The organism is Rhodococcus sp. NPDC057529, from assembly GCF_042802055.1.
Lineage (GTDB): Bacteria > Actinomycetota > Actinomycetes > Mycobacteriales > Mycobacteriaceae > Rhodococcus_F.
Window position 1 is genome coordinate 1 of the sequence record NZ_JBHVEY010000008.1, and the last position, 23,174, is coordinate 23,174.

21 protein-coding genes and 1 pseudogene are annotated in these 23,174 nt (G+C 68.0%); 11 read left to right on the forward strand and 11 right to left on the reverse strand.

From position 1 onward, the window contains the following. Both ACFU5V_RS16805 and ACFU5V_RS16810 read right to left on the reverse strand, forming a co-directional pair. Positions 1–735, reverse strand: a 735-nt coding sequence (locus ACFU5V_RS16805) for a cupin domain-containing protein (protein WP_378441084.1), incomplete at its 3' end; no start/stop codon positions are given. A 64-nt stretch (positions 736–799) separates the two neighbouring features. Then, positions 800–1,606: an IclR family transcriptional regulator gene (locus ACFU5V_RS16810; RefSeq protein WP_378700739.1), complete on the reverse strand. Its 807-nt coding sequence runs from the start codon at positions 1,604–1,606 to the stop codon at positions 800–802. Positions 1,607–1,654: 48 nt separating this feature from the next. Between ACFU5V_RS16810 and ACFU5V_RS16815 the strand changes: the two genes are divergently transcribed. From ACFU5V_RS16815 to ACFU5V_RS16825, 3 genes are all read left to right on the forward strand, one after another. Next, positions 1,655–2,878, forward strand: coding sequence for an MFS transporter (locus ACFU5V_RS16815; RefSeq protein ID WP_378700741.1), 1,224 nt, complete (start codon positions 1,655–1,657; stop codon positions 2,876–2,878). A gap of 68 nt (positions 2,879–2,946) precedes the next feature. Next, positions 2,947–4,149, forward strand: coding sequence for an FAD-dependent monooxygenase (locus ACFU5V_RS16820; RefSeq protein WP_378700743.1), 1,203 nt, complete (start codon positions 2,947–2,949; stop codon positions 4,147–4,149). Positions 4,150–4,186: 37 nt separating this feature from the next. Next, positions 4,187–5,209: a magnesium transporter CorA family protein gene (locus ACFU5V_RS16825; protein WP_378441092.1), complete on the forward strand. Its 1,023-nt coding sequence runs from the start codon at positions 4,187–4,189 to the stop codon at positions 5,207–5,209. A gap of 5 nt (positions 5,210–5,214) precedes the next feature. Here ACFU5V_RS16825 and ACFU5V_RS16830 read toward each other — a convergent pair whose 3' ends face one another. Beyond that, a complete protein-coding gene (locus tag ACFU5V_RS16830; RefSeq protein ID WP_378441095.1) occupies positions 5,215–5,820 on the reverse strand; it encodes a TetR/AcrR family transcriptional regulator in 606 nt (201 codons plus the stop codon). An 83-nt stretch (positions 5,821–5,903) separates the two neighbouring features. On the opposite strand from ACFU5V_RS16830, the gene ACFU5V_RS16835 reads away from it, so the two are divergent. Then, on the forward strand, positions 5,904–6,839 hold the full coding sequence (locus tag ACFU5V_RS16835) for a patatin-like phospholipase family protein (protein WP_378700746.1): 936 nt from the start codon (positions 5,904–5,906) through the stop codon (positions 6,837–6,839). Further along, positions 6,836–8,317: a flavin-containing monooxygenase gene (locus ACFU5V_RS16840; protein ID WP_378700748.1), complete on the forward strand. Its 1,482-nt coding sequence runs from the start codon at positions 6,836–6,838 to the stop codon at positions 8,315–8,317. Before ACFU5V_RS16835 ends, ACFU5V_RS16840 begins: the two co-directional genes overlap by 4 nt. A gap of 102 nt (positions 8,318–8,419) precedes the next feature. Here ACFU5V_RS16840 and ACFU5V_RS16845 read toward each other — a convergent pair whose 3' ends face one another. The 4 genes from ACFU5V_RS16845 to ACFU5V_RS16860 form a co-directional block, all read right to left on the reverse strand. Beyond that, complete coding sequence (locus ACFU5V_RS16845; protein ID WP_378700750.1) at positions 8,420–9,601, reverse strand: thiolase family protein; 1,182 nt, start codon at positions 9,599–9,601, stop codon at positions 8,420–8,422. A gap of 92 nt (positions 9,602–9,693) precedes the next feature. Beyond that, complete coding sequence (locus tag ACFU5V_RS16850) at positions 9,694–11,250, reverse strand: GMC family oxidoreductase (RefSeq protein WP_378700754.1); 1,557 nt, start codon at positions 11,248–11,250, stop codon at positions 9,694–9,696. Then, the gene (locus ACFU5V_RS16855; protein WP_378700756.1) at positions 11,247–12,806 is read right to left on the reverse strand and encodes an APC family permease; all 1,560 of its coding nucleotides are present in this window, start codon (positions 12,804–12,806) and stop codon (positions 11,247–11,249) included. The genes ACFU5V_RS16850 and ACFU5V_RS16855 overlap by 4 nt, the downstream gene beginning before the upstream one ends. A 27-nt stretch (positions 12,807–12,833) precedes the next feature. Beyond that, positions 12,834–14,336, reverse strand: a complete 1,503-nt coding sequence (locus tag ACFU5V_RS16860) for an aldehyde dehydrogenase family protein (protein ID WP_378700758.1) — start codon at positions 14,334–14,336, stop codon at positions 12,834–12,836. A gap of 225 nt (positions 14,337–14,561) precedes the next feature. Here ACFU5V_RS16860 and ACFU5V_RS16865 point away from each other — a divergent pair, with 225 nt between their 5' ends. Beyond that, positions 14,562–15,509, forward strand: a complete 948-nt coding sequence (locus ACFU5V_RS16865; protein WP_378431915.1) for an aldo/keto reductase — start codon at positions 14,562–14,564, stop codon at positions 15,507–15,509. Between the two features lie 2 nt (positions 15,510–15,511). Here ACFU5V_RS16865 and ACFU5V_RS16870 read toward each other — a convergent pair whose 3' ends face one another. Then, entirely contained in the window at positions 15,512–16,429 is a 918-nt protein-coding gene (locus ACFU5V_RS16870) for a tyrosine-protein phosphatase (RefSeq protein ID WP_378431914.1), read from the reverse strand. Between the two features lie 221 nt (positions 16,430–16,650). Between ACFU5V_RS16870 and ACFU5V_RS16875 the strand changes: the two genes are divergently transcribed. From ACFU5V_RS16875 to ACFU5V_RS16890, 4 genes are read left to right on the forward strand one after another with little or no spacing between them, the layout of a single operon-like run. After that, positions 16,651–17,427: an SDR family oxidoreductase gene (locus ACFU5V_RS16875; RefSeq protein ID WP_378431913.1), complete on the forward strand. Its 777-nt coding sequence runs from the start codon at positions 16,651–16,653 to the stop codon at positions 17,425–17,427. Positions 17,428–17,462: 35 nt separating this feature from the next. Next, the gene (locus ACFU5V_RS16880; protein ID WP_124390733.1) at positions 17,463–18,254 is read left to right on the forward strand and encodes an SDR family NAD(P)-dependent oxidoreductase; all 792 of its coding nucleotides are present in this window, start codon (positions 17,463–17,465) and stop codon (positions 18,252–18,254) included. A gap of 45 nt (positions 18,255–18,299) precedes the next feature. Continuing rightward, the gene (locus ACFU5V_RS16885; RefSeq protein ID WP_378700762.1) at positions 18,300–19,112 is read left to right on the forward strand and encodes an SDR family NAD(P)-dependent oxidoreductase; all 813 of its coding nucleotides are present in this window, start codon (positions 18,300–18,302) and stop codon (positions 19,110–19,112) included. Between the two features lie 34 nt (positions 19,113–19,146). After that, complete coding sequence (locus ACFU5V_RS16890) at positions 19,147–19,557, forward strand: hypothetical protein (protein WP_378700764.1); 411 nt, start codon at positions 19,147–19,149, stop codon at positions 19,555–19,557. A 6-nt stretch (positions 19,558–19,563) separates the two neighbouring features. On the opposite strand, the gene ACFU5V_RS16895 is transcribed toward ACFU5V_RS16890, so the two are convergent. After that, entirely contained in the window at positions 19,564–20,175 is a 612-nt protein-coding gene (locus tag ACFU5V_RS16895) for a maleylpyruvate isomerase family mycothiol-dependent enzyme (RefSeq protein WP_378431910.1), read from the reverse strand. A 136-nt stretch (positions 20,176–20,311) separates the two neighbouring features. On the opposite strand from ACFU5V_RS16895, the pseudogene ACFU5V_RS16900 reads away from it, so the two are divergent. Next, positions 20,312–21,591, forward strand: a pseudogene (locus ACFU5V_RS16900) (HNH endonuclease). Here the strand turns inward: ACFU5V_RS16900 and ACFU5V_RS16905 are convergent. Further along, positions 21,586–21,996: a PPOX class F420-dependent oxidoreductase gene (locus ACFU5V_RS16905; RefSeq protein WP_378700766.1), complete on the reverse strand. Its 411-nt coding sequence runs from the start codon at positions 21,994–21,996 to the stop codon at positions 21,586–21,588. The pseudogene ACFU5V_RS16900 and the gene ACFU5V_RS16905 sit on opposite strands and share 6 nt — an antisense overlap. Next, positions 21,993–23,168 (reverse strand): hypothetical protein, encoded by a 1,176-nt coding sequence (locus ACFU5V_RS16910; RefSeq protein WP_378700768.1) that lies wholly within the window; start codon positions 23,166–23,168, stop codon positions 21,993–21,995. The genes ACFU5V_RS16905 and ACFU5V_RS16910 overlap by 4 nt, the downstream gene beginning before the upstream one ends. Between the last annotated feature and the right edge of the window lie 6 nt (positions 23,169–23,174).

Consider the following 23,174-nt stretch of genomic DNA (forward strand, 5'->3'; position numbering starts at 1 on the left):
GGCGTATCCCTCGTCCTCCAGCGCCAACTGCTCACGCAGCGCCGCGTCGGTGTGCTCCCACCGGTACGCCGCGATCGGCGACGACGTCTTCGCGTCCAAACCGACCAGCGGCCGCAGTCCCGGATGCGCCCACAACCGCTCCGACCGGGACACGTCCGGGGTCGAATCGTCGGTGACGTTCTCGGAGCCGAACTCGAAGAACCCGGTGTCGGTGTAGTGCACGAACGGAATGTCGAGGCCGTCGATCCACGCCATCGGCTGATCGGTCTCGTTGTGGTGGCCGTGGAAATGCCAGCCCGGGGTCAGCAGGAAATCGCCGCGGCGCATCGCCACCGGATCCCCGTTGACGACCGTCCACACCCCCTCGCCCTCGACGACGAACCGGAACGCGTTCTGCGCGTGCCGGTGCTCCGGCGCCACCTCCTTCGGCCCCAGGTACTGGATCGCCGCCCACAACGTCGGCGTCACATACGGCGCACCCCCCAAACCAGGGTTGGCCAGCGCGATCGCCCGCCGCTCCCCGCCGCGACCGACCGGGACCAGATCCCCCGCCCGCTGCGCCAGCGGATACAACGTCGACCACTTCCACACGAACGGCACCGCCCGCGACGTCGGCGTCATCGGCATCAAATCGCCGAGCTGAGTCCACAACGGATTCAGGTGCTCGGCCTCGAAATCGGTGTACAGCTGCTTCAGCGCGGGGTCGTCGTCGACGTGCGGTTCGGTGGCGGTCATGGAATCGACGCTAGGAGTGCAGGCCTCCCTGTCGATACAGAATTCTTGTGTGCAGAATCATTGATCAGGGTTCGAGGTCCGCGATGTCGACCTCGAGTTCGCGGATCGCGTTCTTGATCTGCGACACCAGCGGTCCCTGCGAGTGCTGACGGAAGCGGGTGATCGGCACGGCCACGGTCAGCGCTCCGACGGCGGTTCGGGCCCGGTTCCGGATGGCGACACCGAATGCGGCGACGCCTTCCTCGGTCTGCTGCACGTTGACGGCGAACCCGACGGCGCGGGCGGCGGACAGTTCCCGGTAGAACTGCTCGAACTCGTCGGCGGGCAGACGGCGGTCGCCCCACTCTCGTTCGTCGTCGGCCAGATCCGCGGGCCGCAGGTACAGCTGCGCGAGGGTGTCCCTCGGTAGCTCCGCCAGCAAAATGCGTCCTCCTGCAGTCAATTCCGCGTCGAGGACCTGCCCCTGGCGGTCGCCGACACGCAAGATTCCCGCCGACTCGGCGGACGACAGGAAGCGGGCCTGGGTGCCGACGCGGATCACGAGGTTGACGGTCTCGCCGCACAGGATCGCGAGTGCCTCCATGTGGGGCCGGCAGAGGTCGTTGAACTCGCGGGTCCACCCCCGCTGCGCCGGGCCGGCCCCCATCGCCGCCCCGGGGTGGTACCGGCGTTTCTCGTCCTGAACGGCGAACCCTCGGTACACCAGCATCGCCATCAGTCGGTGCGCGGTCGACGGTGCGATGCCGAGTTCCTCGGCGGCGTCCTTGATCCGCAGCGCCCCGACGTCGCGCAGCATCTGCAGCAGGCGTAGCGCGTTGTCGACGGACTCCAACATGTACGCCGGCTTCTCGATGGTCCTTTTCTTCTGCACAGCAGAACTTTATTGCACGGGTGCTGTGCGCCGCATCACCCTCGATTCATGCCCCTCACCGCCACCACCGCGGCGCCGACGACGAACCGCGTCGGACTGGACCGCACCGCCACGATCGCCGTCGTCGTCTGCTGGCTCTTCGTGGTCTTCGACGGATACGACCTCATCGTCTACGGCAACGTCATCCCGAGCCTCCAGAACGAATGGGGCATCAGCGCCGCGACCGCGGGCACGCTCGGCAGTCTCGCGTTCCTCGGAATGATGATCGGCGCCGTCCTCGCGGGCCGCCTCTCCGACATCGTGGGACGCAAGCGGGCGGTGATCGGCTGCGCGATCGTGCTGTCCGTGTTCACCGCGCTGTGCGCGCTGGCGACCGGACCGGTCATGTTCGGCGCATTGCGTCTGATCGCGGGGCTCGGCCTGGGCGGCCTGGTTCCGACGTCCAATGCGCTCGCCGCGGAACTGGTCCCCGCGAAGTGGCGCGCCGCGGTGGCCACGATGATGATGTCCGGCGTTCCCATCGGCGGTTCGATCGCGGCACTGCTCGGCATCCCCGTCATCCCGAACTGGGGTTGGCAGCCGATGTTCGCTTTCGCGCTCGTCCCGCTGGTCCTGCTGGTGCCGATCGCGTGGAAGACGCTGCCCGACAACACTGCCGCGGTGACGTCGACGGAGGTGCGGCCGGCCACGGGCTTCAGCGCACTGCTCGGTGCCCGATTCCGTTACGTCAGCATCATGTTCGCGCTCGCCACGATGGTCACCCTGCTCGCGTGGTACGGCCTCGGCACGTGGCTGCCCAAACTCATGCAGGGCGAGGGCACCGACCTCGGCAGTGCGCTCACGTTCGCCCTCGCGCTCAACCTCGGCGCCGTCGCGGGCTCGTTCGTCACCGCGTGGGGCGGCGTCCGGTTCGGCACCATCCCCACCAGCATCGTCGCCGCACTGCTTGCGGGTCTCGCGCTGCTGTCGTTGCTCTTGAGCCCACCGGTGGTGCTGGTCTACGTCATCTTCGTGCTCGCCGGCGTCGGGACCCACGGAACCCAGTGCCTCATCATCGCCGCGGTCGCATCCCACTACCCGGATTATCTGCGCGGCACCGCCCTCGGCTGGGCGCTCGGCGTCGGCCGGGTCGGGGCCGTCGCGGCACCGCAGATCGGCGGCGTGCTGCTGGCCGCCGGGCTCGGCGCCGACTCCAACTTCATCCTCTTCGGCGTCAGCGCGCTCGTCGCCGCACTGCTGCTCACCGTGATCTGGCGCCGTTTCCCCACGTGAGTGCCGTCGTGTCCCCCGGCACGCTTTGCCACTCACCTGCCCCGAACGCTCGAAACTAAGGAACTGTCATGTCGAACCTGCAGGACGCACGCATCATCATCGCCGGAGGCGGGATCGGCGGCGCGGCCAACGCCCTCGCCCTCGCCAGGAAGGGCGCGAATGTCACCCTGTTCGAACGGGCCACCGAATTCGGGGAGGTCGGCGCCGGACTGCAGGTCGGACCGCACGGCGCCCGCATCCTCGACTCCTGGGGCGTGCTCGACGACGTTCTCTCCCGGGCCTTCCTGCCGAAGAACATCGTGTTCCGCGACGCGATCACCGCGGAGGTGCTCACCAAGATCGACCTCGGCGCCGAGTTCCGCGCCCGCTACGGCGGACCGTACTTCGTGACCCACCGCAGCGACCTGCACGCGACGCTCGTCGACGCCGCGCGGGCGGCGGGCGCCGAACTGCACACGGGTGTCACCGTCACCGACGTGGTCACCGACGGTGACCGGGTGCACGTGAGCACCGACGATGGCCGCACCCACGACGCCGACATCGCCGTCGGCATGGACGGACTCAAATCCCGGCTGCGGGCGAAGATCTCGGACGACGAACCGGTGTCGTCCGGCTACGCCGCCTACCGCGGCACCACGCCGTACGACGAGGTCGACCTCGACGAGGACATCGAGGACGTGGTCGGGTACATCGGACCGGGATGCCACTTCATCCAGTACCCGCTGCGCGGCGGGCAGATGCTCAACCAGGTTGCGGTGTTCGAATCGCCCGGCTACAAGAACGGGGTCGAGAACTGGGGTGGCCCCGAGGAACTCGAGCAGGCCTACGCGCACTGCCACGAGAACGTCCGCCGCGGTATCGACTACCTGTGGAAGGACCGCTGGTGGCCGATGTACGACCGCGAGCCCATCGAGAACTGGGTGGACGGGCGGATGATCCTGCTCGGCGACGCCGCGCACCCCCCGCTGCAGTACCTGGCGTCGGGAGCGGTGATGGCGATCGAGGACGCGAAGTGCCTGGCCGACTATGCCGACGAGGACTTCTCCGCCGGCGGTGGCAACTCCGCGTGGCCGCAGATCCTGAAGGAGGTCAACACCGAACGCGCACCGCGCTGCAATCGCATCATCACCACCGGACGCATGTGGGGCGAATTGTGGCACCTCGACGGCACCGCCCGCATCGCACGCAACGAACTGTTCCGCACCCGGGACACGTCGAGCTACAAGTACACCGACTGGCTGTGGGGTTACTCGTCCGATCGCACGTCATAATCGTCTCCCCGCCCGCAGGGTTCGGCAGACTGGGTGAGTGACCCTCAACCTGGTGCGAACCCGTGTGTGGCGTGATGGCGAGTGCGTGGGCAAGGACTTTCCGCTTGCCGACGTGTCCGAGAAGGTGCGGGACGAGAACGCGCTCGTGTGGGTCGATCTGTGCGACCCCGACCACGAGCGCTTGACCGAATTGGCGAACGAATTGTCGCTCGATCCGAACGCCATCGAGGATGCCGTCGCCCGCGGTGAGCGACCGAAGGCGACGCGTTACGCCGGCCACGCATTCGTGACCGCGTACGCCACGTGGTTCGACGCCGACGACGTCAGCACGCTCGGCGTCCTCGACTCACGGCTTCGGCTCAGCCGCGTCTCGGCGTTCGTGCTGTCGAACGGGATCATCACGGTGCGGCGGGACGACCGGTTCGACATGTCGCAGGTGGTGGAGCGCTGGGAGGAGGACCCCGCGCTGCTCACACCGGGTTCGGGCGCACTCGCGCTCCTGCACGGCCTGCTCGACGCCGTCGTGGACGGCCAGTTCGAGACGATCGAGACGATCGACGACGCGATCGAAGCGCTCGAGGAGGGACTGTTCGACGAGTCCGCGCGGACCAAGGAGATTCAGCAGCGCACGTACCGGTTGCGGAAGGAACTGGTGCAACTGCGTCGCGTCGTGCTGCCGATGCGGGAGGTGGTGGGCGCCGTCATCCGGGGGCGCGCCGAATCCGAACACGATCGGTCGCCGGTTCTCGACAGCTTATACACCGACCTCTACGACCACGTGACGCGTGCCGCCGAGTGGACGGAGTCGTTGCGCGACATGGTGGTGACCGTGTTCGAGACGAATCTGTCGCTGCAGGACGCCCGGCTCAACACCGTCATGAAGAAGCTCACCGGCTGGGCGGCCATCATCGCGGTCCCCACCGCGGTGACGGGGTGGTTCGGTCAGAACGTCCTGTTCCCCGGGGTCGGGCAGGTGTCGGGGACGATCGTCAGCACCGTCGTGATCGTGACGTCCGCGAGTCTGCTGTATGTCTTGTTCCGACGGCGCGACTGGCTCTGACGGATCTAGAGTTCGCTCGGCTGCGACACGGCGAGCAGCACCCGGAGGTTGTCGGTGACCACCCTGGCCGAGATGGTGGGATCGATGGCGCGCTGAATGCCCAGTCCGACACCGAGACTGAGGATGCTGCTGGCCGCATCCTGCGCGGGCACGGGCAGGACGACCCCGAGTGAGTCGGTGAACGATTTCAGCAGCGTGACCGTGATCTCCCGCGCGACACCGAGGGTGGCGGTGAGGGCGTCGCGGAGTTCGGGGTCGTGACGGGACAGCACGATCAGTTCGAATTCCAGCATGGTCCATCCGACGTCGCCGAGCGTCTTCTCCGCCCAGGCCTGGAACGCCTCGAGTCGCTCCTCCATCGTCTCGCCGCCACCGAGCGCCTCCGCGATCTCCTGCCCCTTGGTGGAGTGAATGAGCCCGAGCACCTCGAGGCACAGTTCCTTCTTGTTCTTGAAGTTGGAGTACACCGCGCCCTTGGAGTAGCCGGCCTCGTCGGCGACTTTCTCGAGTGAGGTGGCCGCGTACCCGTCGGCGAGGAAGAGGTCGCGCGCGGTCGCGACGAGATGCGCCCGCGTCCGCGCCTGACTCTCCGACCTGGTCAATCGCGCCATGCTCACCCTTTCTCCGAAGCCCCTGCGAGAATATTCTACTTTTCATATACCGCCGGTATCTGGTTTCTGATAGCTTCCTAGGTATGACTTCAAGTGACACACAACTCAGTCGCGGGCTGGTGATCGGTTGCGGCGGCACGCTCGGCTCAGCGTGGACGGTGGCCGCCCTGGTCGCCGTGAGCGACGCCCTGGGATGGGACCCGCGCGACGCCGACGTGCTCGTGGGCACGTCCGCGGGCGCCGAACTCGTCACCATGCTGGGCGGCGGGGCCGGCGTCGACGAACTGCTCGCGATGCAACTCGGTGGGGCCACCCATCCGGCGCTCGACGGTCATCTCGCCGCCGCACCCGGACGGTTCCCGCCGCTCCCGGCGCCGGGCCTCGGCTCGCCCGGTCTGCTGCGCCGCGGGCTGCCGCCCGTCACCGCCGCGAGCGGACTCCTTCCCCGCGGCCGCGGGGACACCGCCTGGCTCGACCGGCTCGCGCGGCGGTTCGCCTGCAAGTCCGGCTGGGTTCGCCACCCGGCGACATGGCTGGTGAGCATGGACTACGACACGGGCGAACGCGTCGCATTCGGCTCACCCGGCGCACCGGCCGCGACCCTGTCCGAAGCGCTGCGGGCGTCGTGGGCGATTCCCGGCTGGTTTCCCCCGGTCCCCCTCGGCGCCCGGCGGTTCGTCGACGGCGGCGCGGCGTCCACCGCGTCCGCCGACCTCGTGCTGCCCCTCGAACTCGACGAGGTGATCGTGCTGGCACCGATGGCGTCGACCGGCCGCATCCCCGGCCGCGGCGCCGCCCGCATCGAACGCCGGATGCTGCGGAACTGGATGAGTGCGGGCCTCGACGCCGAAGTCGCGAGGCTCGAAGCGGCCGGCACGCGGGTGCTCCGGCTCGACGCGACCGCCGAGGACCTCGCCGTCATGGGCCCGAACTTCATGGACGGCCGGCGCCGGCTCGCCACCCTCGAACATTCCCTCGTCACCACCCGAGCCCAGCTCGCGAACGGAGTCCGCGCATGAACCACTACGACATCCTCATCGTCGGAGCCGGGATCTCCGGCATCGGAGCCGCCATCCGCCTGAAGCAGAGCGGGATCGACAACTTCGCCGTTCTCGAGAAGGGGGACGCACTGGGCGGGACGTGGCGCGACAACACCTACCCGGGCTGCGCGTGCGACGTCCCCTCCGCCCTGTACTCCTATTCGTTCGCACCGAACCGGGAGTGGTCGCGGTTGTTCGCCGGGCAGGAGGAGATCCGCCGGTACATCGAGCGCACCGCCGCCGAATACGGGGTGCCCGCCCACGTGAAGTTCGGAACCGAGATGCAGCGCGCCGAGTGGAGCGAGCAGACGAGGCGTTGGACGGTGGACACGTCCGCGGGCACGTTCACCGCGAACGCCGTCATCGCTGCCGCCGGGCCGTGGAACGAACCGCTCGTTCCCGCGATTCCCGGTCTCGACACGTTCGCCGGCGAGGTCTTCCATTCCTCCCGCTGGAACCACGACTACGACCTCGCAGGCAAACGCGTGGCGGTCGTCGGAACCGGTGCGTCCGCGGTGCAATTCGTCCCGGCCATCCAGCCGAAGGTCGGGGAACTCCATCTGTATCAGCGGACCGCGCAATGGGTGCTGCCCAAGCCGGACCACACGCTGCCCGGCGTCGAGCGCACGATCCTGCGCCGCGTACCGGGCGCGATCCGCGCGTTGCGACGCCTCGAGTACGCGATCATGGAATCTCTCGGGCTCGGCTTCCGGCATCCGTGGATCCTGCGGGTGATCCAGCAGGTCGGCAAGGCGCAACTGCGTGCCCAGGTGCGGGATCCGAAGCTGCGCAAGGCGTTGACGCCCGACTACACGCTCGGCTGCAAGCGTCTGCTGCTGTCCAACGCGTACTACCCCGCGCTGACCCGCCCGAACGTCGAGGTGCACGCCACCGCCGTGCAGTCGGTGCGCGGCAACGTGGTCGTCGGCAGCGACGGCGCCGAACGGGAAGTGGACGCCATCATCTTCGGTACCGGCTTCCACATCCTCGACATGCCGATCGGATCCAAGGTGTTCGACGGCGAGGGCCGCAGCCTCGACGACCACTGGAAGGGCAGCCCGCAGGCGTACCTCGGCACGACCGTCGCGGGCTTCCCCAATGCGTTCGTCCTCCTCGGGCCGGCCCTGGGCACCGGCCACACGTCGGCGTTCATGATCCTCGAGGCGCAACTCGAATACCTGATCCAGGCCGTCACCGCGGCCCGGAGCAACGGATGGACCAGGATGGAACCGCGCCGGGACGTGCAAGACGCGTTCAACGCGCAGGTCCAGGAAGCCCTGGCCACCACCGTCTACAACGCCGGCGGCTGCCAGAGCTACTTCCTCGACGTCAACGGCCGCAACAGCTTCAACTGGCCGTGGTCGACCGACCGCATGCGGCAGCGACTCGGCCGGTTCGACGAGGCGGCGTACGACGTGTCGCGTGAGCCGGCGACGGCTACAGCGACTTCGCGATGATTCCCTTCATCAACTCGTTGGCACCCGCGTAGAACTTCTGGACGCCGTCACCTGACGTGAGCGGCACAGCGTGTGCGGGCACACTGTGCCACTCACCTGGGGTCAGATGCGCTTGAAGAGGGCGGCGAGGGCCTGGCCGCCGCCGATGCACATGGTGACGATGCCCAATTCGAGGTCGCGGCGCACCATGTCCTTCGCGATCCGCAGACTCAGGATCGCCCCGGTCGCCCCGACCGGGTGACCCAACGCGATCGCCCCACCGTACGGGTTGGTCTTCTCCGGGCTCAGCTTCGCGTCCCGGATCACCGCGACCGCCTGCGACGCGAACGCCTCGTTCAGCTCGATCACGTCGATGTCACCCGGGGTGGTCCCGGTCTGCTCGAACAGATTCGCCAGCGCCAGCACCGGGGCGTACCCCATCAGCGCCGGGTCCATCGCCGCCGTCGCGACCGCTTCGAGGGTCACCAGCCCGGTCAGCCCCTTCTCCCGCGCAGCGGACTCGGTGGCCAGCACCAGCGCCGCGGCGCCGTCGTTGATCCCCGACGCATTCCCCGCGGTCACCGAACCGCCCTCCTCGAACGCCGGCCGCAACTTCGCCAGCGTCTCGAGGGTGGTGTCGGGCTTGGGATGCTCGTCGACCTCGACCGTCTTCGGGCGCCGGCCCCCGATCTGCACCGGGGTGATCTCCTCGGCGAACGCCGCCTTCGCCGCATCCGAGGCGGCGCGGCGCTGGGATTCGACGGCGAACTCGTCCTGCTGCTCCCGGCTCACGTCGTACTTGCGGGCCACGGCCTCGGCGGTCCGGCCCATATGCACCCCACCGAACGGGTCGGTCAGGATCGCGACCGTGCCGTCCACCAGTGCGCGGTCACCGAGCTTGTACCCGGAGCGGGCCGAGAAGTCGTAGAACGGCATCCGCGACATGCTCTCGTCGCCGCCGGCGAGGGCGAAGTTCACCCCACCCCAGCGCATCTGCTGCGCCGCCGACCACACCGCCTGCAGACCGGACCCGCACAACCGGTTGACGGTGTACGCCGGGGTCTTCTCCGGCAGCCCGGCGGCCAGGGCGACGCGGCGGGCGTTGTAGGCGTCCGGCCCGACCTGACCGATGCAGCCCATCACCACCTCGTCGATGTCACCGCCCGCCACCCCGGCACGGTCCAGCGCGGCCTTCGCGGCGGTGGCACCGAGTTCGTGGGCGGGCACGTCCTTGAACGCACCGCCGAAGCTGCCGATCGGGGTCCTCGCGCCGTCGACGACGACGATCGGTTCGGGAGAATTCATGACGTGCCCTTCCGTCTCTCTGCCAGTACGGGGAGATAGTAGGACTTCAAAGTACCTGGCTGTTCACGCAGGGCCTCCCGCACGTCACCGCGTCAGAGTCCGCGAATCAGATCGGCGCACTTCTCGGCCATCGTCATGACCGTGATGTTGGGGTTGACGTACGGCAGTTTCGGCATGGCGGACGCGTCCACCACCCGCAAATTGCGCACCCCCTTGACCCGCAACTCCGGATCGAGGACGGCCGCCGGGTCGGTGGCCGCACCCATCCGGGCGGTCCCGGCGGGGTGATACACCGTGTTGTGGGTGCGGTGCGCGTAGTCGATCAATTCGTCGTCGGTTTCCGCCTCCGGCCCGGGAGCCAGTTCCCTCGTGATCCAGCCCCGGAACGGTTCCTGCTCGGCGATGCGGCGTGCCAACCGGAATCCGGCGAGCATCACGGCCTCGTCGTGGCCGTCGGGGTCGGTGAAATACCGGGGGTCCACTCGCGGACGATCCCGGAAGTCTCGGGAGCGCAGCCGCACCGTTCCGCGGGAGAGTCCCTGCGTGACGTTCGGTGTCAGGCAGAAACCGTTGTCCGTGGTGGGGTAGCCCCATCGAAGGGTGTTCATGTCGAACGGCACGCTGCCGTAGTGCATCATCAGGTCCGGATGGTTCAGCCCCTCCTCGGTGGTGGCGAACAGGCCGATCTCCCACCACTGCGTCGACTCGGTGACCATCGGCCGGGATGCCTCCCAGAACACGAGACCCTCCACGTGGTCGTCGAGGTTCTGCCCCACGCCGGGCGCGTCGACACGGACGTGCACGCCCATCTCGCGCAGGTGCACCGTGGGCCCGATTCCCGAGAGCATCAGCAGTTTCGGGGTGTCGATGGCCCCGGCGGTGACGATCACCTCGCGGCGCGCCGACACCGTGTCGTACCCGGTGAGGTCGGGACGCTGGTAGCGCACGCCGGTCGCCGCCATCTCTTCGTCGAACAAGATCTCGCTCACCCAGCAGCCCGTGCGCACGTCGAGATTGGGGCGAGTGCCGAGAATCGGGTGCAGGTAGGCGTGCGACGTCGACATCCGGGTGCCGTCCTCGGACGCGTTGATCTGGAACCACCCCGCCCCGTCGAGGACGCTCGTGCCGCGGTTGAACTGCACGGTGGGCAACCCGACCTTCGCCGCAGCCTCGAGCAGGGCGACGCCGCAGGGGTCGTTCGGGGGGACGTCACGCAGCCGCACGGGACCACTGCGGCCGTGCTGCTCGCCGGGGGCGTCGTTGTTCTCCACCCGCGCGACGAGCGGCAACACGTCCTTCGCGCCCCAGCCCGTCGCACCGGCCGCCGCCCAGTCGTCGAGCGTCTCGGCGGGTGGCCAGAACGCGATACACGAATTGTGCGACGAGCAGCCGCCGAGGACCTTGGCCCTGGCGTGCCGCATGAAGCTGTTGCCCCGCTCCTGCGGCTCGACCGGGTAGTCCCAGTCGTAGCCGGAGTCGAGCAGGTGCATCCACTGCGACAACTCGAGGATGTTGCGGTCACCGACGTCCGACGGCCCGGCCTCCACGAGGCACACGGTCACCGACGGGTCCTCGCTGAGCCGGGCGGCGAGCACGCATCCGGCGGTTCCTCCGCCGGCGATCACGTAGTCGAACACGGTGTCCGTCATGGCAGTTCACTCTCCGCCTCGTCCTTCGTCGTCGCCGCGTGCGAGGCGAGGCAGCCGATGTGGTTGCGGCCCTTCACCGCGTACCAGAGCAGACCGAGCCCGAGGATGATGCCGATGTAGACGAACGCACCCCACGTGTTGTACCAGGGAGTTCCGTACACTTCGGGGCGTGGCCACGCCAGGTTGAGCGCCATTCCCACGCCCCACAGCACGGCGAAGATGTTCACCGCCAGCCCCCACCGGCCCATCGTGAAGTAGCCGCTCTCGGCGAGTTCCTTCGGCGGCCACTGCCCCTGCAGCCGTTTCTTCAGCAGCGGACCGGTGACCATGAGGTACGCCAGGTAGATCATGATGATCGCGATCGACGTCAGCACCGTGAAGATCTGCGGCTGACCGATGTTGATGACGAGGATGAACGCTGCGAGCAGGCCGATCACGATGGCGGGGACCACCGGCGTCTGATGCTTGGGGTTGACGTGCGCCAGCCGCTCCCCGAAGGGCAGGGCGTTGTCGCGGGCCATCGCGAACGTGAGGCGGATGGCCGCGGCGTGCACGGCGAGCGAACACACCGTCACCGCGACGACGATGCAGACCAGGAAGATCTTGCCGAGCGGTCCCCACATCACCTGCTCGACGATGTACTGCAGGCCGCCCTCGCTGCTGCCGATCAGCGGATCGTCGAGGTCGGGGGCCGCCATGACGGCGAACACCAGGATCGCCCCGCCGATCACGAAGGACGCGAGGATCGCCCGCAGGATCGCCTTGGGTGCAGTCCGCCGCGGGTCGACGGTTTCCTCGCCGAGCGAACTCGCGGTGTCGAAGCCGTACATCACGTACCCGGACGCGAGGGACGCCACGAGGAAGACGGTCAGATACCCGCCGGCCTCCCCGGCGCCGTACCCGTGGGTGGAGAAGAACACCTCCGGGCCGCGGGTGATGTTGGCGGCGAGGATGACGGCGATGAGGACCGCGGCGATCAATTCGACGAACACGCCGGTGCTGTTGATGAGGGCCATCAGCTTGACGCCGAATGCGTTGACCGCCGTGGTGAACGCGATCATGATGGTGCCGAGAATGACGGCGTTGGTCGCGAAGTCGTATTCACCGCTGCCGTCGCCGACGATCTGGAAACCGCTCCACAGCCGCGGCAGGTTGAGTTGCAGCGCGAGCACGACCGCGGAAAGAGTGACGATCGACGCGGTGAGCATCAGCCAGCCCGACGACCAGCCCACGATCCTGCTGCCGAGCAGCTTCGCCCAGTTGTAGACCGAGCCGGCGACGGGATATTTGGCCGCGAGTTCCATGAAGCACAGCGCGACGGCCATCTGCCCGACGAACACCATCGGCCACGACCACAGATACGCCGGACCCGCCGTGCCGAATCCGAAATAGAACAACTGGAACGTGCCGGTGAGAATCGAGATGTAACTGACTCCCGCCGCGAAACTGGCGAACTTGCCCAGACTGCGGTCGAGTTCCTGTTTGTACCCGAGTTCGCCGAGTCCACTGTCCCCCGGCTCATCTCCGCCACCCACTGCTCCGTGCCGAGTAGCCATCGTTCTCTCGCCTCTCCGTGCGCCGGACTAGCCGTTGTCGAACCACCCCGCCGCCGTGGGCGAGGTGTTGTGCCAGATGTGTTTGGTTTCCTGATATTCCGCCAGACCGGCGGGGCCGAGTTCGCGCCCGTTCCCCGACATCTTGAATCCGCCCCACTCGGCGGCCGCGGTGTAGTAGCCGAAGTCGTTGAGCCACACCGTTCCGTGACGCAGGCCGCGCACCATGCGTTCACCCCGGGCGCTGTCGGCGGTCCGGACGCCCGCGGCGAGGCCGTACTCGGTGTCGTTGCCCAGTCGCAGCGCCTCCTCTTCGGTGGTGAAACGCTCGACGGTGAGGATCGGCCCGAACGTCTCCTCCTGCACGAGGCGCATGGTGCGGTCGCAGTGGTCGAAGATGGTGGGCAGGTAGAAACTCCCGTTCGCCAACGTGGGATCCGACGGCCGGGCTCCCCCGGTCACCAGCCGGGCGCCCTCGGAGCGTCCGAGTTCCACGTACCTTTCGACCTTCTCCCGGTGGGCCTCGGATACCAGCGGGCCCGTTCGGCTCGCCGGGTCGAGACCGTTGCCCATCCGGATCTTCTCCGCCCGGGCGGCGAGCGCGGCGACGAACCGGTCGGCGATGGATTCCTCGATGATCAGGCGGGTTCCCGCCGAGCACACCTGGCCGGAGTGCAGGAACACACCCGTGAGCACCTGGTCGACGGAGTCGTCTCCGTCGGCGTCGGCGAAGACGATGTGCGGATTCTTGCCGCCGAGTTCCACCGCCACCTTGGTGACGTTCCTCGCCGCGGTCTCGAGGATGACGCGTCCGGTGGCCAGCCCACCCGTGAAGGACACGAAGTCGACGTCCGGTGTTCCCGTGAGCGCCGCGCCCAGGACGGCGCCGCTGCCCTGCACGAGGTTCACCACCCCGGCCGGAACTCCGGCTTCGGCGATCAGCGCGGTGAACGAAATGGTGCTGAGCGGGGTCACCTCGCTCGGTTTGAGGACCATCGTGCACCCGGCCGCGAGGGCGGGCGCCACCTTCCACGAGATCTGCAGCAGCGGGTAGTTCCACGGTGCGATGAGCACGCACACACCGATCGGCTCACGCACCACCCGGCTGATCACGTCGGGACGGCCGACATCCACCAGACGGTCCGCCTCGACCGCGGCGAGTTGCGCGTAGTACCGGAACACCGACACCACGTCGTCGATGTCGATCCTGCTCTCTTCCAATGTCTTTCCGGTGTCGAGCGTCTCGATGCGCGCCAGGGTCTCTTTGTCGCGTTCGAGCAGATCGGCGATCCTCGCGACGATGGCGGTGCGCTCGGCGACCGGTGTGTGCGGCCAGGTGCCCTCGTCGAACGCCGCGCGGGCCGCGGCGACAGCGTGGGCGGCGTCGTCCGGGGAGGCCTCGTCGACGGTGGCGACCACCGACCCGTCGGCCGGATTGATACAGTCCCGGGTCTCGCCGGAGCTGGAGCGGATCCACCGCCCGTCGACGAACAGGCCCGTGTTCAGAAGGTCATCGATCGACTGGTCCTGCATCACTCAACTCCGTGTCTCGCCGGAACGAACGCACCCCCTCCACGGTATGCCGTCGGAGTCGCGGTCGGCGGGGTTCGCGCACACCTGTCCGATTCGCGGGGGAATCGGCGACCGGAAAGCGTGTGTCCGGTAGCCGGACGCGCGTGCGCCTAGCGGCTGCGATAGCGTCGTCAGGCGAAGTCTTCGCACATTCCCGGACAGGACACACCTAGAAACGGAGCACCCGTGGTCGCGATCGGCAACTCGGATCTGGACATCTTTCCCCTGGCCCTCGGTGGCAACACCTTCGGCTGGACCAGTGACGAACCGACGTCGTTCGACATCCTCGACGCGTTCGCCGCGGGTGGCGGCAACTTCGTCGACACGGCGGACTCGTACTCCGCGTTCGCCGAAGGCAACTCCGGTGGAGAGTCCGAGACCGTCCTCGGCAACTGGATGGCGTCCCGCCACAACCGGGACCACATCGTGATCGCCACCAAGGTCAGCCAGCACCCGGAGTTCACGGGACTGGCGCCCGACAATGTGCGGGCAGCGGCGGAGGCGTCCCTGAAGCGGCTGCAGACCGATTACATCGACGTGTACTACGCGCACTTCGACGACGCCGACACGCCCCTCGTGGACACGCTCGGCGCGTTCGACAAGCTGGTCCGCGACGGACTCGTCCGGCACGTCGCCATCTCCAACTACTCGCCCGAGCGCATCCGCGAGTGGTTGTCGCTGACGGCCGAGCACGGTTTCGCGGCGCCGATCGCGCTGCAGCCGCATTACAACCTGGTGCACCGCCACGACTACGAGCCCGAGGTGGCCGCGCTCGCGACCGAGAACGGCCTGGGCGTCTTCCCGTATTACTCGCTCGCGGCAGGTTTCCTCGCCGGCAAGTACCGCACCCAGGCCGACCTCGAAGGCCGGGCCCGCCAGCGGATGGCGACCCGCTACTTCTCCGAGTCCGGTCTCGCCGTCGTCGATGCCCTGGCCGAGATCGCCGACGCGCACTCCGCGGAGATCTCCACCATCGCACTCGCGTGGCTCCTGACCCGGCCCGGCATCACCGCGCCGATCGCGAGCGCGAGCCGCCTCGAACAGCTTCCCGCCCTGCTCGACGCCCCGACCGTGACGCTGAACGCGTCCGAGATCAGCCGGCTCACGACCCTCTCGGACGCGATCGGGGCCTGACCTCAGCCCAGCAGCTTGCTCCGGAGCCGGTCGACCGTCGCCGAACTCAGACCCAGCCCGTCGGTGAGGTAACGGTCGACCGTGCCGTACTGCTCGGCGAGCCGGCCGAGCCCGGCCTCCAGATAGCTGCGGTCCACGCCCAGCAGCGGCTGGTAGATCTTCGCCACCGCCTCGCCGCGGCTGGCGGCGATCTGGTCGTACGTGACCTTCATCGACGCGGCAGTGTATTCGTTGGTGAGCAGATAGTCGTCGAAGATGGTGTCCTGCGAAACGCCGGCGATGGACAGCAGCAGCGCGGACGCCCAGCCGGTGCGGTCCTTGCCCGCAGTGCAGTGGAAGATCTGCGGTCCGTCGGTGTCGGCCAGCGACGTCAGGAGTTGCGCGAACCCGGCCCGGGTCGCCGCGTCGTCGACGAAGCTGCGGTTCATCTGCTGCATGAACGCGACGGCGTCCGCGGGCGACTTCAACTGCGCGACAGCGGCACCCAGGTCACCCGACAGGATCGGGATAGCCTGATACCGCGGTCCGGCCGGAAGCCGGTCGGGTTTCGCCGCCACCTCTTCGACGGTCCGCACGTCGTACACCGCGGTCAACCCGAGCCCGGTGAGGACGGCGAGATCCTGATCGTTCGGAACCAGAGCGTTCGAACGGTAGAACAACCCCCGTGTGACGTGTCCCCCACGGGCGGTCGCATATCCCCGGCCCGATCCCCCCACGTCGCGGAAATTGTCGACCGACGCCAGCCGCGGAGTCTCGACGACCGGGCCCGCGCTCCCGAAATCTGACGAGCCGAAGTCCGGGAGGCTGATTCCGGGCAGCGAGAACGGGTCCGCCGAAGCGAGCGCCGGAGCGCCGAGACCCGAGAAAAGCACGCTGCCGGTGATCAGCACCGCGGCGGTGGAAGTGACACGTCGAGACATGGGAACCCTTTCGATGGTCTGAGGAGATCCGCCCGTCCGGCATGTCCGGAACGTCAGCGGGTAATCCACATCACAGTGGTCCGGCGTTTCCTGTGGCTACGAGTTGTTCCGATCACCGGGAGAACCCGTTTCCCGCGGAGGCCGCCCACAGCAGACTCGGGCCGTCGGCAGCGGAGACGCCCGACGAACGTGACTTTTCGACGACGAGGATGTGAGCTGAGATGACCGAGACCGCACAGCAACTGGCGGGGAAGGTTGTGATCGTGACCGGGGCGGCGCGGGGGCTCGGCGCAGCCTTCGCCCAGCGCATCGTCGACGAGGGCGGCAGCGTCGTCGTCGGTGATGTTCTCGACGACGACGGCCGCGCGACAGTCGAGCAACTGGGTGACCGGGCGCGGTACTGCCACCTCGACGTCACCGACCCGCAGCAGTGGCAGGCCGCCGTCGACGTGGCGACGAACGACTTCGGACGCGTCGACGGCCTCGTCAACAATGCGGGCATCTCCACCGGCCAGTACATCGAGCACGAACCGCTCGAACACTTCCGGACCGTCCTCGACATCAACCTGACCGGCGTGTTCAACGGCCTGCAGGCCGTCATCGGTCCGATGCGCGCCGCCGGCGGCGGATCGATCGTCAACATCTCCTCGGCCGCCGGGCTGATGGGACTCGCCTTGACCGCCGGCTACGGCGCGTCCAAGTGGGGCGTGCGCGGGCTCACGAAGATCGCCGCCGTGGAACTGGGCACCGACCGGATCCGCGTCAACTCCGTCCACCCCGGCATGACGTACACCCCGATGACCGCGGGCCTCGGAATCCAGCAGGGCGAGGGCAATTACCCGAACACCCCCATGGCGAGAGTCGGGGTACCCGAGGAGATCGCGGGCGCCGTCGGATTCCTGCTCTCCGACGCGTCCACCTATGTCACCGGAGCCGAACTGGCCGTCGACGGCGGTTGGACCGCCGGGCCGACCGTCAAATACGTCATGGGCCAATGACATCGAATTCGAAAGCGACACGAGGAGCACAGACGATGAATCGATTCGACAACCGGCGGATTCTGGTGACCGGCGCCGCGTCGGGTATCGGCCAGGCCACCGCCCTCCGCCTGCTCGAGGAAGGCGGCACCGTTGTGGCTGCCGACGTCTCCGAGGACGGCCTCGCGCGGACGGCGGAACTTGCCGAAGCAGCAGGCACGGCGGGGCGCCTCAGCGTGGCCTCCATCGACATCGGCGACGAGGCGTCCGTCGTCGACGGCGTGAGCAGCAGCGTCGAGAACCTGGGCGGACTGGACGTGCTCGTGAATGCCGCGGGCATCCTCCGCGCCTCACACACCCACGAGACGCCCGTGGACCTGTGGAATCAGGTGATCGGGATCAACCTCACCGGTACGTTCCTCATGGTTCGCGAATGCCTGCCCGCGCTGCTGCGCAACGAACGCAGCGTGGTCGTGAACTTCAGTTCCACGTCGGCCGCGTTCGCGCACCCCTACATGGCCGCGTACGCCGCGAGCAAGGGCGGCATCCAGTCGTTCACCCACGCGCTGGCCCTCGAATACGGCAAGCAGGGCCTGCGCGCCGTCGGTGTCGCCCCCGGCAGCATCAAGACCGGAATCACGGATGCCACCTCCGGATACGTGCCGTCCGACGCCGATTGGGGCCTGTTCTCCAAGCTGTCACCCATCCTGCCCACCACCCTGGAATCGGGCGGCGCGGCCATGGGCGGACCCGAGCAGGTCGCCGGAGTCGTCGCCATGCTCGCCTCCGACGACGGCGCGTTCGTCACCGGAACCGAGATCCGCATCGACGGCGGCACCCACGCCTGAGCGGTGACCCCTTGCGCGGGCGACGGCGGCACGTAGGTTGGACGCATGAGCCTCCCCACTCCTGCCGCCGATCGCACCGCGCTCGTCACCGGAGCGTCGTCCGGGATCGGCACGGCCCTCAGCCGTGAACTCAGCCGCCGCGGTCACCAGGTGGTACTCGTCGCCCGCCGGGCCGAGAAGTTGGAGGAACTGGCCACCGAACTGCGGGCCGCAGGCGGCCGGGCGCACGTGCTGGATGCCGATCTGTCCGATCGCTCCGCCCGCGCGACCCTGCTCGACCGGGTCGGCGAACTCGGATTGACCCTCGACATTCTCGTGAACAACGCCGGCCTGTCCACGCTCGGCCCCGTGGCCGCGTCCGATCCGGACGACGAGATGAACATGATCGAGGTCGACGTGACGGCCGTCGCCGACCTGTGCAGCCGCGCGCTCCCGGGCATGGTGCACCGGCGCCGGGGAGCGATCCTCAACGTCGCATCCACCGGGGCGTTCCAGCCACTGCCCGGCCAGGCGGGATACGGCGCCTGCAAGGCATTCGTCCTCTCCTACACCGAAAGCCTGACCGGCGAACTGAAAGGCACCGGGGTCACCGCGACCGCACTCTGCCCCGGACCCGTCGACACCGGATTCGGCGAGACGGCAGGTTTCGCGAAGGAGGACGCGGAGGCCGCACTGCCCAGCTTCATGTGGGAGAGCCCCGAATCCGTGGCCAAGACCGGCATCGACGGGCTCGACAAGGGACAGATGGTCGCCATCCCCGGTTTCGCGAACCGGGCGGCGTCCATCTTCGCGCGCCTGGCGCCGAACAAGTTCCTCGTTCCCGTCCTCGCCGGCCGTCATCCCGGTTTGCGGACGTAGGCGCCGCCCGCCGGTTTACTGTGGGCTGGTGGAGATGACTACCGCTACGCGCCGATTCGCCCAGATCACCGCAACCGTGGCTGCCGCAGCCACCGCCGTTCTCGGAAGCGCCGGTGTGGCCGCCGCCGACGAATGGCCGCCGATACCCACCGAGCCCAGTCCGCTCGCACCGTTCGACAACCAGAACTTCCTCACCCCGACCGATCTCGACTACTGGAATCCGTTCGTCAGCGCGAATCGGCTCACGTCGCCGTTCGGGACCGCCAACCGCATCGTCTGCACCGGATTCCACGGCGTACTGCTCGATTGCTGGCAGGCCGACCAGAACGGGCAACTCCACAAACTCGTCAAACTGTCGCTGGACTTCCCCGGGTCGCTCGGCGCCAACCTCCCCGGCGGAGGCCCCGGGCACTTCGTCTACCCGGGTTTCATTCCGGGCAGCTGAGACCGACTACAACGGGTCGCCCTCGACCCGTCCCGCCGGAAGTGTCCGGCCACAGATCGTGAGAGCGAGATCCTCTCCCGCTCCGCGTAACTCGGCACCCGACCCGTACGACCAGCCGAGGTCCGTGGCCCGCAACCAACGGCCCTCGATGTCGACGCCGAAATTCGAGTGCCCACCGCCCGCCGTGAGGTCGTTGAGGACGATGCGGATCGTCGCCTCGGGTACGCGGCGGGGAACCCCCAGCGGCACCGTGACGTCGAGTCCGTGGATCACCACATGGTTGAGCGCGCCGTGATAGCCGCCACCCGGCGGAGTCCACCCGCGCATGGTGTCCGAGCGCAGGTCGGCAACAAGATCCGACGTGGCCAATTCGGCATCGCTACGGGCGATCTCGTTGGACAGCCGGGTGAAATCGAAGTCGCACTCGCGCAGGCGCGTCATGAACCGCTCCTCGGAGTAGCGCGCTGCCATGGTGACATGTGCGACCACTTCACGAATCCGCCAGCCCTCGCACAACGACGGCGTGTCCCATTCCGCATCCGAGATCCCGTCGAGGACATCGGCCAGGGCCGAGAACTCGGTCGCGACCGCGCGCTGCAGGACGGCATCATCGGTCATTGCAGTCAGCTCCCATCAGATGTGTTCTCCACGATCACCGTAGACCGAAACGGCCGAGTATTGCGTCAGTCGAAGATGATTGGTAGATTCGAACAAAGTTTCGAACAACCTCTGGGGAGGGCTGGTCGTGGGGGGAATGGTGGCACCGGATCTGGAGGAGTTGCGGGCGTTCACGGCGCGGTTGCGGTGTGTCGAGGCGTGTGGTGATGCGGGGGTGGGGATCGAGTGGCTCGATGCGGTGGAGTCGTTGAAGTCGGTGGGGTGTGCGGTGCAGGCGGTGGTGACCGACGATGTCGCCACGTGCATGCGGGAGGACCGCAAAGCTCGGGGGTTGCCGCGGGCGGAGTGGGACCGGGGTATCGCGTCGCAGATTGCGTTGGCGCGCAGGGAGTCCCCGAATCGTGGCAACCGGCATCTGGGGTTCGCGCAGGCGGTGGTGCACGAGATGCCGCACACGTTGGCGTTGTTGCGGTCGGGGCGGTTGAACGAATGGCGGGCGACCCTGCTGGTGCGGGAGACGGCGTGTCTGTCGGCTCAGGATCGTACGGTGTGGATCGCCGGTTGTGTTCGGACCCGGACGTTCTGGACGGGGTCGGGGACCGCGGCCTGGTCGCGAAGGCGAAGGCCCTGGCGGTGGAACTCGACGCCGCCGCGGTCGTGGCCCGGCACCGCAAGGCCGTCTCGGAGCGGCGGGTGACGACGCGGCCGGCGCCGGATTCGATGGCGTATCTGAGTGTGCTGCTGCCGATGGAGCAGGCGGTGTGTTTGCAGGCGACGTTGGGTCGGGATGCGGACAGCCTGATCGCGACCGGGGACAGTGGTGGCCGCACCCGCAATCAGGTGATGGCCGACTTGTTGTTCGACCGCGGCACCGGGGCCTCGGTCGCCTCGGGTGTTCCGGTGGCCGTGAATCTGGTGCTGTCGGACGAGACGCTGCTGGCGGGCGGGCACGAAGCCGCCCATATGCAGGGTTTCGGGACGGTGCCGGCGGGGATTGCGTGGCAGCTGGTGGCGGACGCCATCGATGGAGATACCGAGACGTCGTTGCGGCGGGTGTACGCCTGCCCGCAGTCAGGGGCGCTGACGGCGATGGAAGCCCAATCGCGCACGTTCCCGAAAAGCCTGCGAAAGCTGATCGATCTGCGGGATCAGACGTGCCGGACTCCGTGGTGTGACGCCCCGATCCGCCATCACGACCACATCCGCTCACACGGCAAGTCAGGTGCAACCAGTGCGGACAACGGTTCCGGCCTCTGCGAGGCCTGCAACTACGCGAAGGAAGGCGACGGATGGACCGCCCGCCCCGTACACAAACCCGACCGCACCCACCTCATCGACCTCGGCACCCCGACCGGACACCACTACCGCTCGGCAGCGCCGCCGCTCCCGACCCCGGCGCACCTGCGCGCGTCATGATGTGGCGATCTCCCTCTCGGTCGCCGGGGTGATCCGTAACAGCACCCGCGGCTTCTGCCGACGCGCGAGGACCCGTTCGACGAACATCACGATCCGGTATTCCAGGCCGTACACGTCCCGGATCGTGTCGGCCATCCGTCGGCTGGCGGACTCGTCGGTGACGATCTCGGCCACTGCGACAACCGGGGCAATCGCGGCGTCCACTTTTCCACGCCGAGAACACGGTCGAAGTTCGACGCTCGGGTTGTTGCGTAGCCGCTTTACCTTTCCGCTTTCCTCCGGAGTGGTGACGACGAGAGCGTCGCCATCGCGCGCGATCCAGACCGGCGTCGACACGGGCTCCCCGGACCGGCGGAAGGTGGTGAGGGAAACGAATGATTCGTCTCCCAGTGCTGTGAATGTCACTTGCTCCCACCCGACCAGGAAGTGAGTTCGGCGATGTCTCCGTGCAGGGCCGACTGGTACGTGAGCATCAGTTCCTCCACGCCGCCGAACTGGTCTCCGACGTTGTGGGTGTTCTCCGCCGACAATTCGCGGTCGCCGGAGCGTGCGATGAGTTCGTCGATGCGGCTGTCGAGGCTCATCGCCCGGTTGACCGCCAGCACGGACCGCAGTTGCACCTCGGCCCGGGACAGCAGGTCGCCGATCCTGGCAAGTGCGGCGACGCGGTCGACCAATTGATCCCATACCGGCTTCAGCGCGTTGCGCCTGGCCTCGATCTGTCTACGGGCGCCGTCGGAATGAGTGGCGCACAGTGCTTCGTCGAGTTCGATTCGGATTCCACGCAGCGCGACGGTGTCGACGGCGATCTGTGTCAGTTCCTCAGCGAGGTCGAGTTGATACCGCTGGACGGCGAAGTGCTCCGAATGCCAGACCGGGGAGCCGTCGATCCTGTCGAAGAGCATCCCCGCCAGGTAGAGCAGGGTGTCGTACGAGTCGGCGAATCTGTCGTTCTCGAAATCGACGCCCTTACCGATGGCGTCGGCGACGCGTCGCCCGACCGCGGCCATCGGGGTGTTCTCCGCTGCCTGACCGATCCGTTCCGCCGCGGTGCCGCGGGCGTAGTTGCCCGCGCGTTCGAGTGCGGTTCCGGCGATCGGCGCCGGTGTGCGTTGCAGCGCCCGGAACAGCGCCTCACGCTGTTCGAGATCCAGGTGAACACCGTCGCGCCGGTCCCGGCGCATCGCCCGGACACCGTTCCCGTAATGGGCGGGCGACATCACCACCGCGGACCGATACGACTGCAGTTTGCGGCCGAGCTCGGTGGCACGGTACTTGAACAGCAGTTGCGCAGGTCCGGGACGCAGGCTGTCGGTGCGCCGGGCCACCTGGTGGTGCTCGTCCGTGAGCAGACGCAGCGCTCCGAAGCCCCCGATCGACGGAATCGTGCGGCCCGCGCGTCGCCGGTTGGTGAGCACCTGCCGGGTGGTCGGATCGAGATATCCGGCAGCGATCAGCACGGCGGCAGCGTCCGACAGCGGGGCATGCGTGCCCGTGATCGCGGATCGTTCACACCATTGGCGGACCTGCACCGAGATGCGGGCGCGCCGCTCCTCGTACTGGGTGCTTTCCGACATCGGACC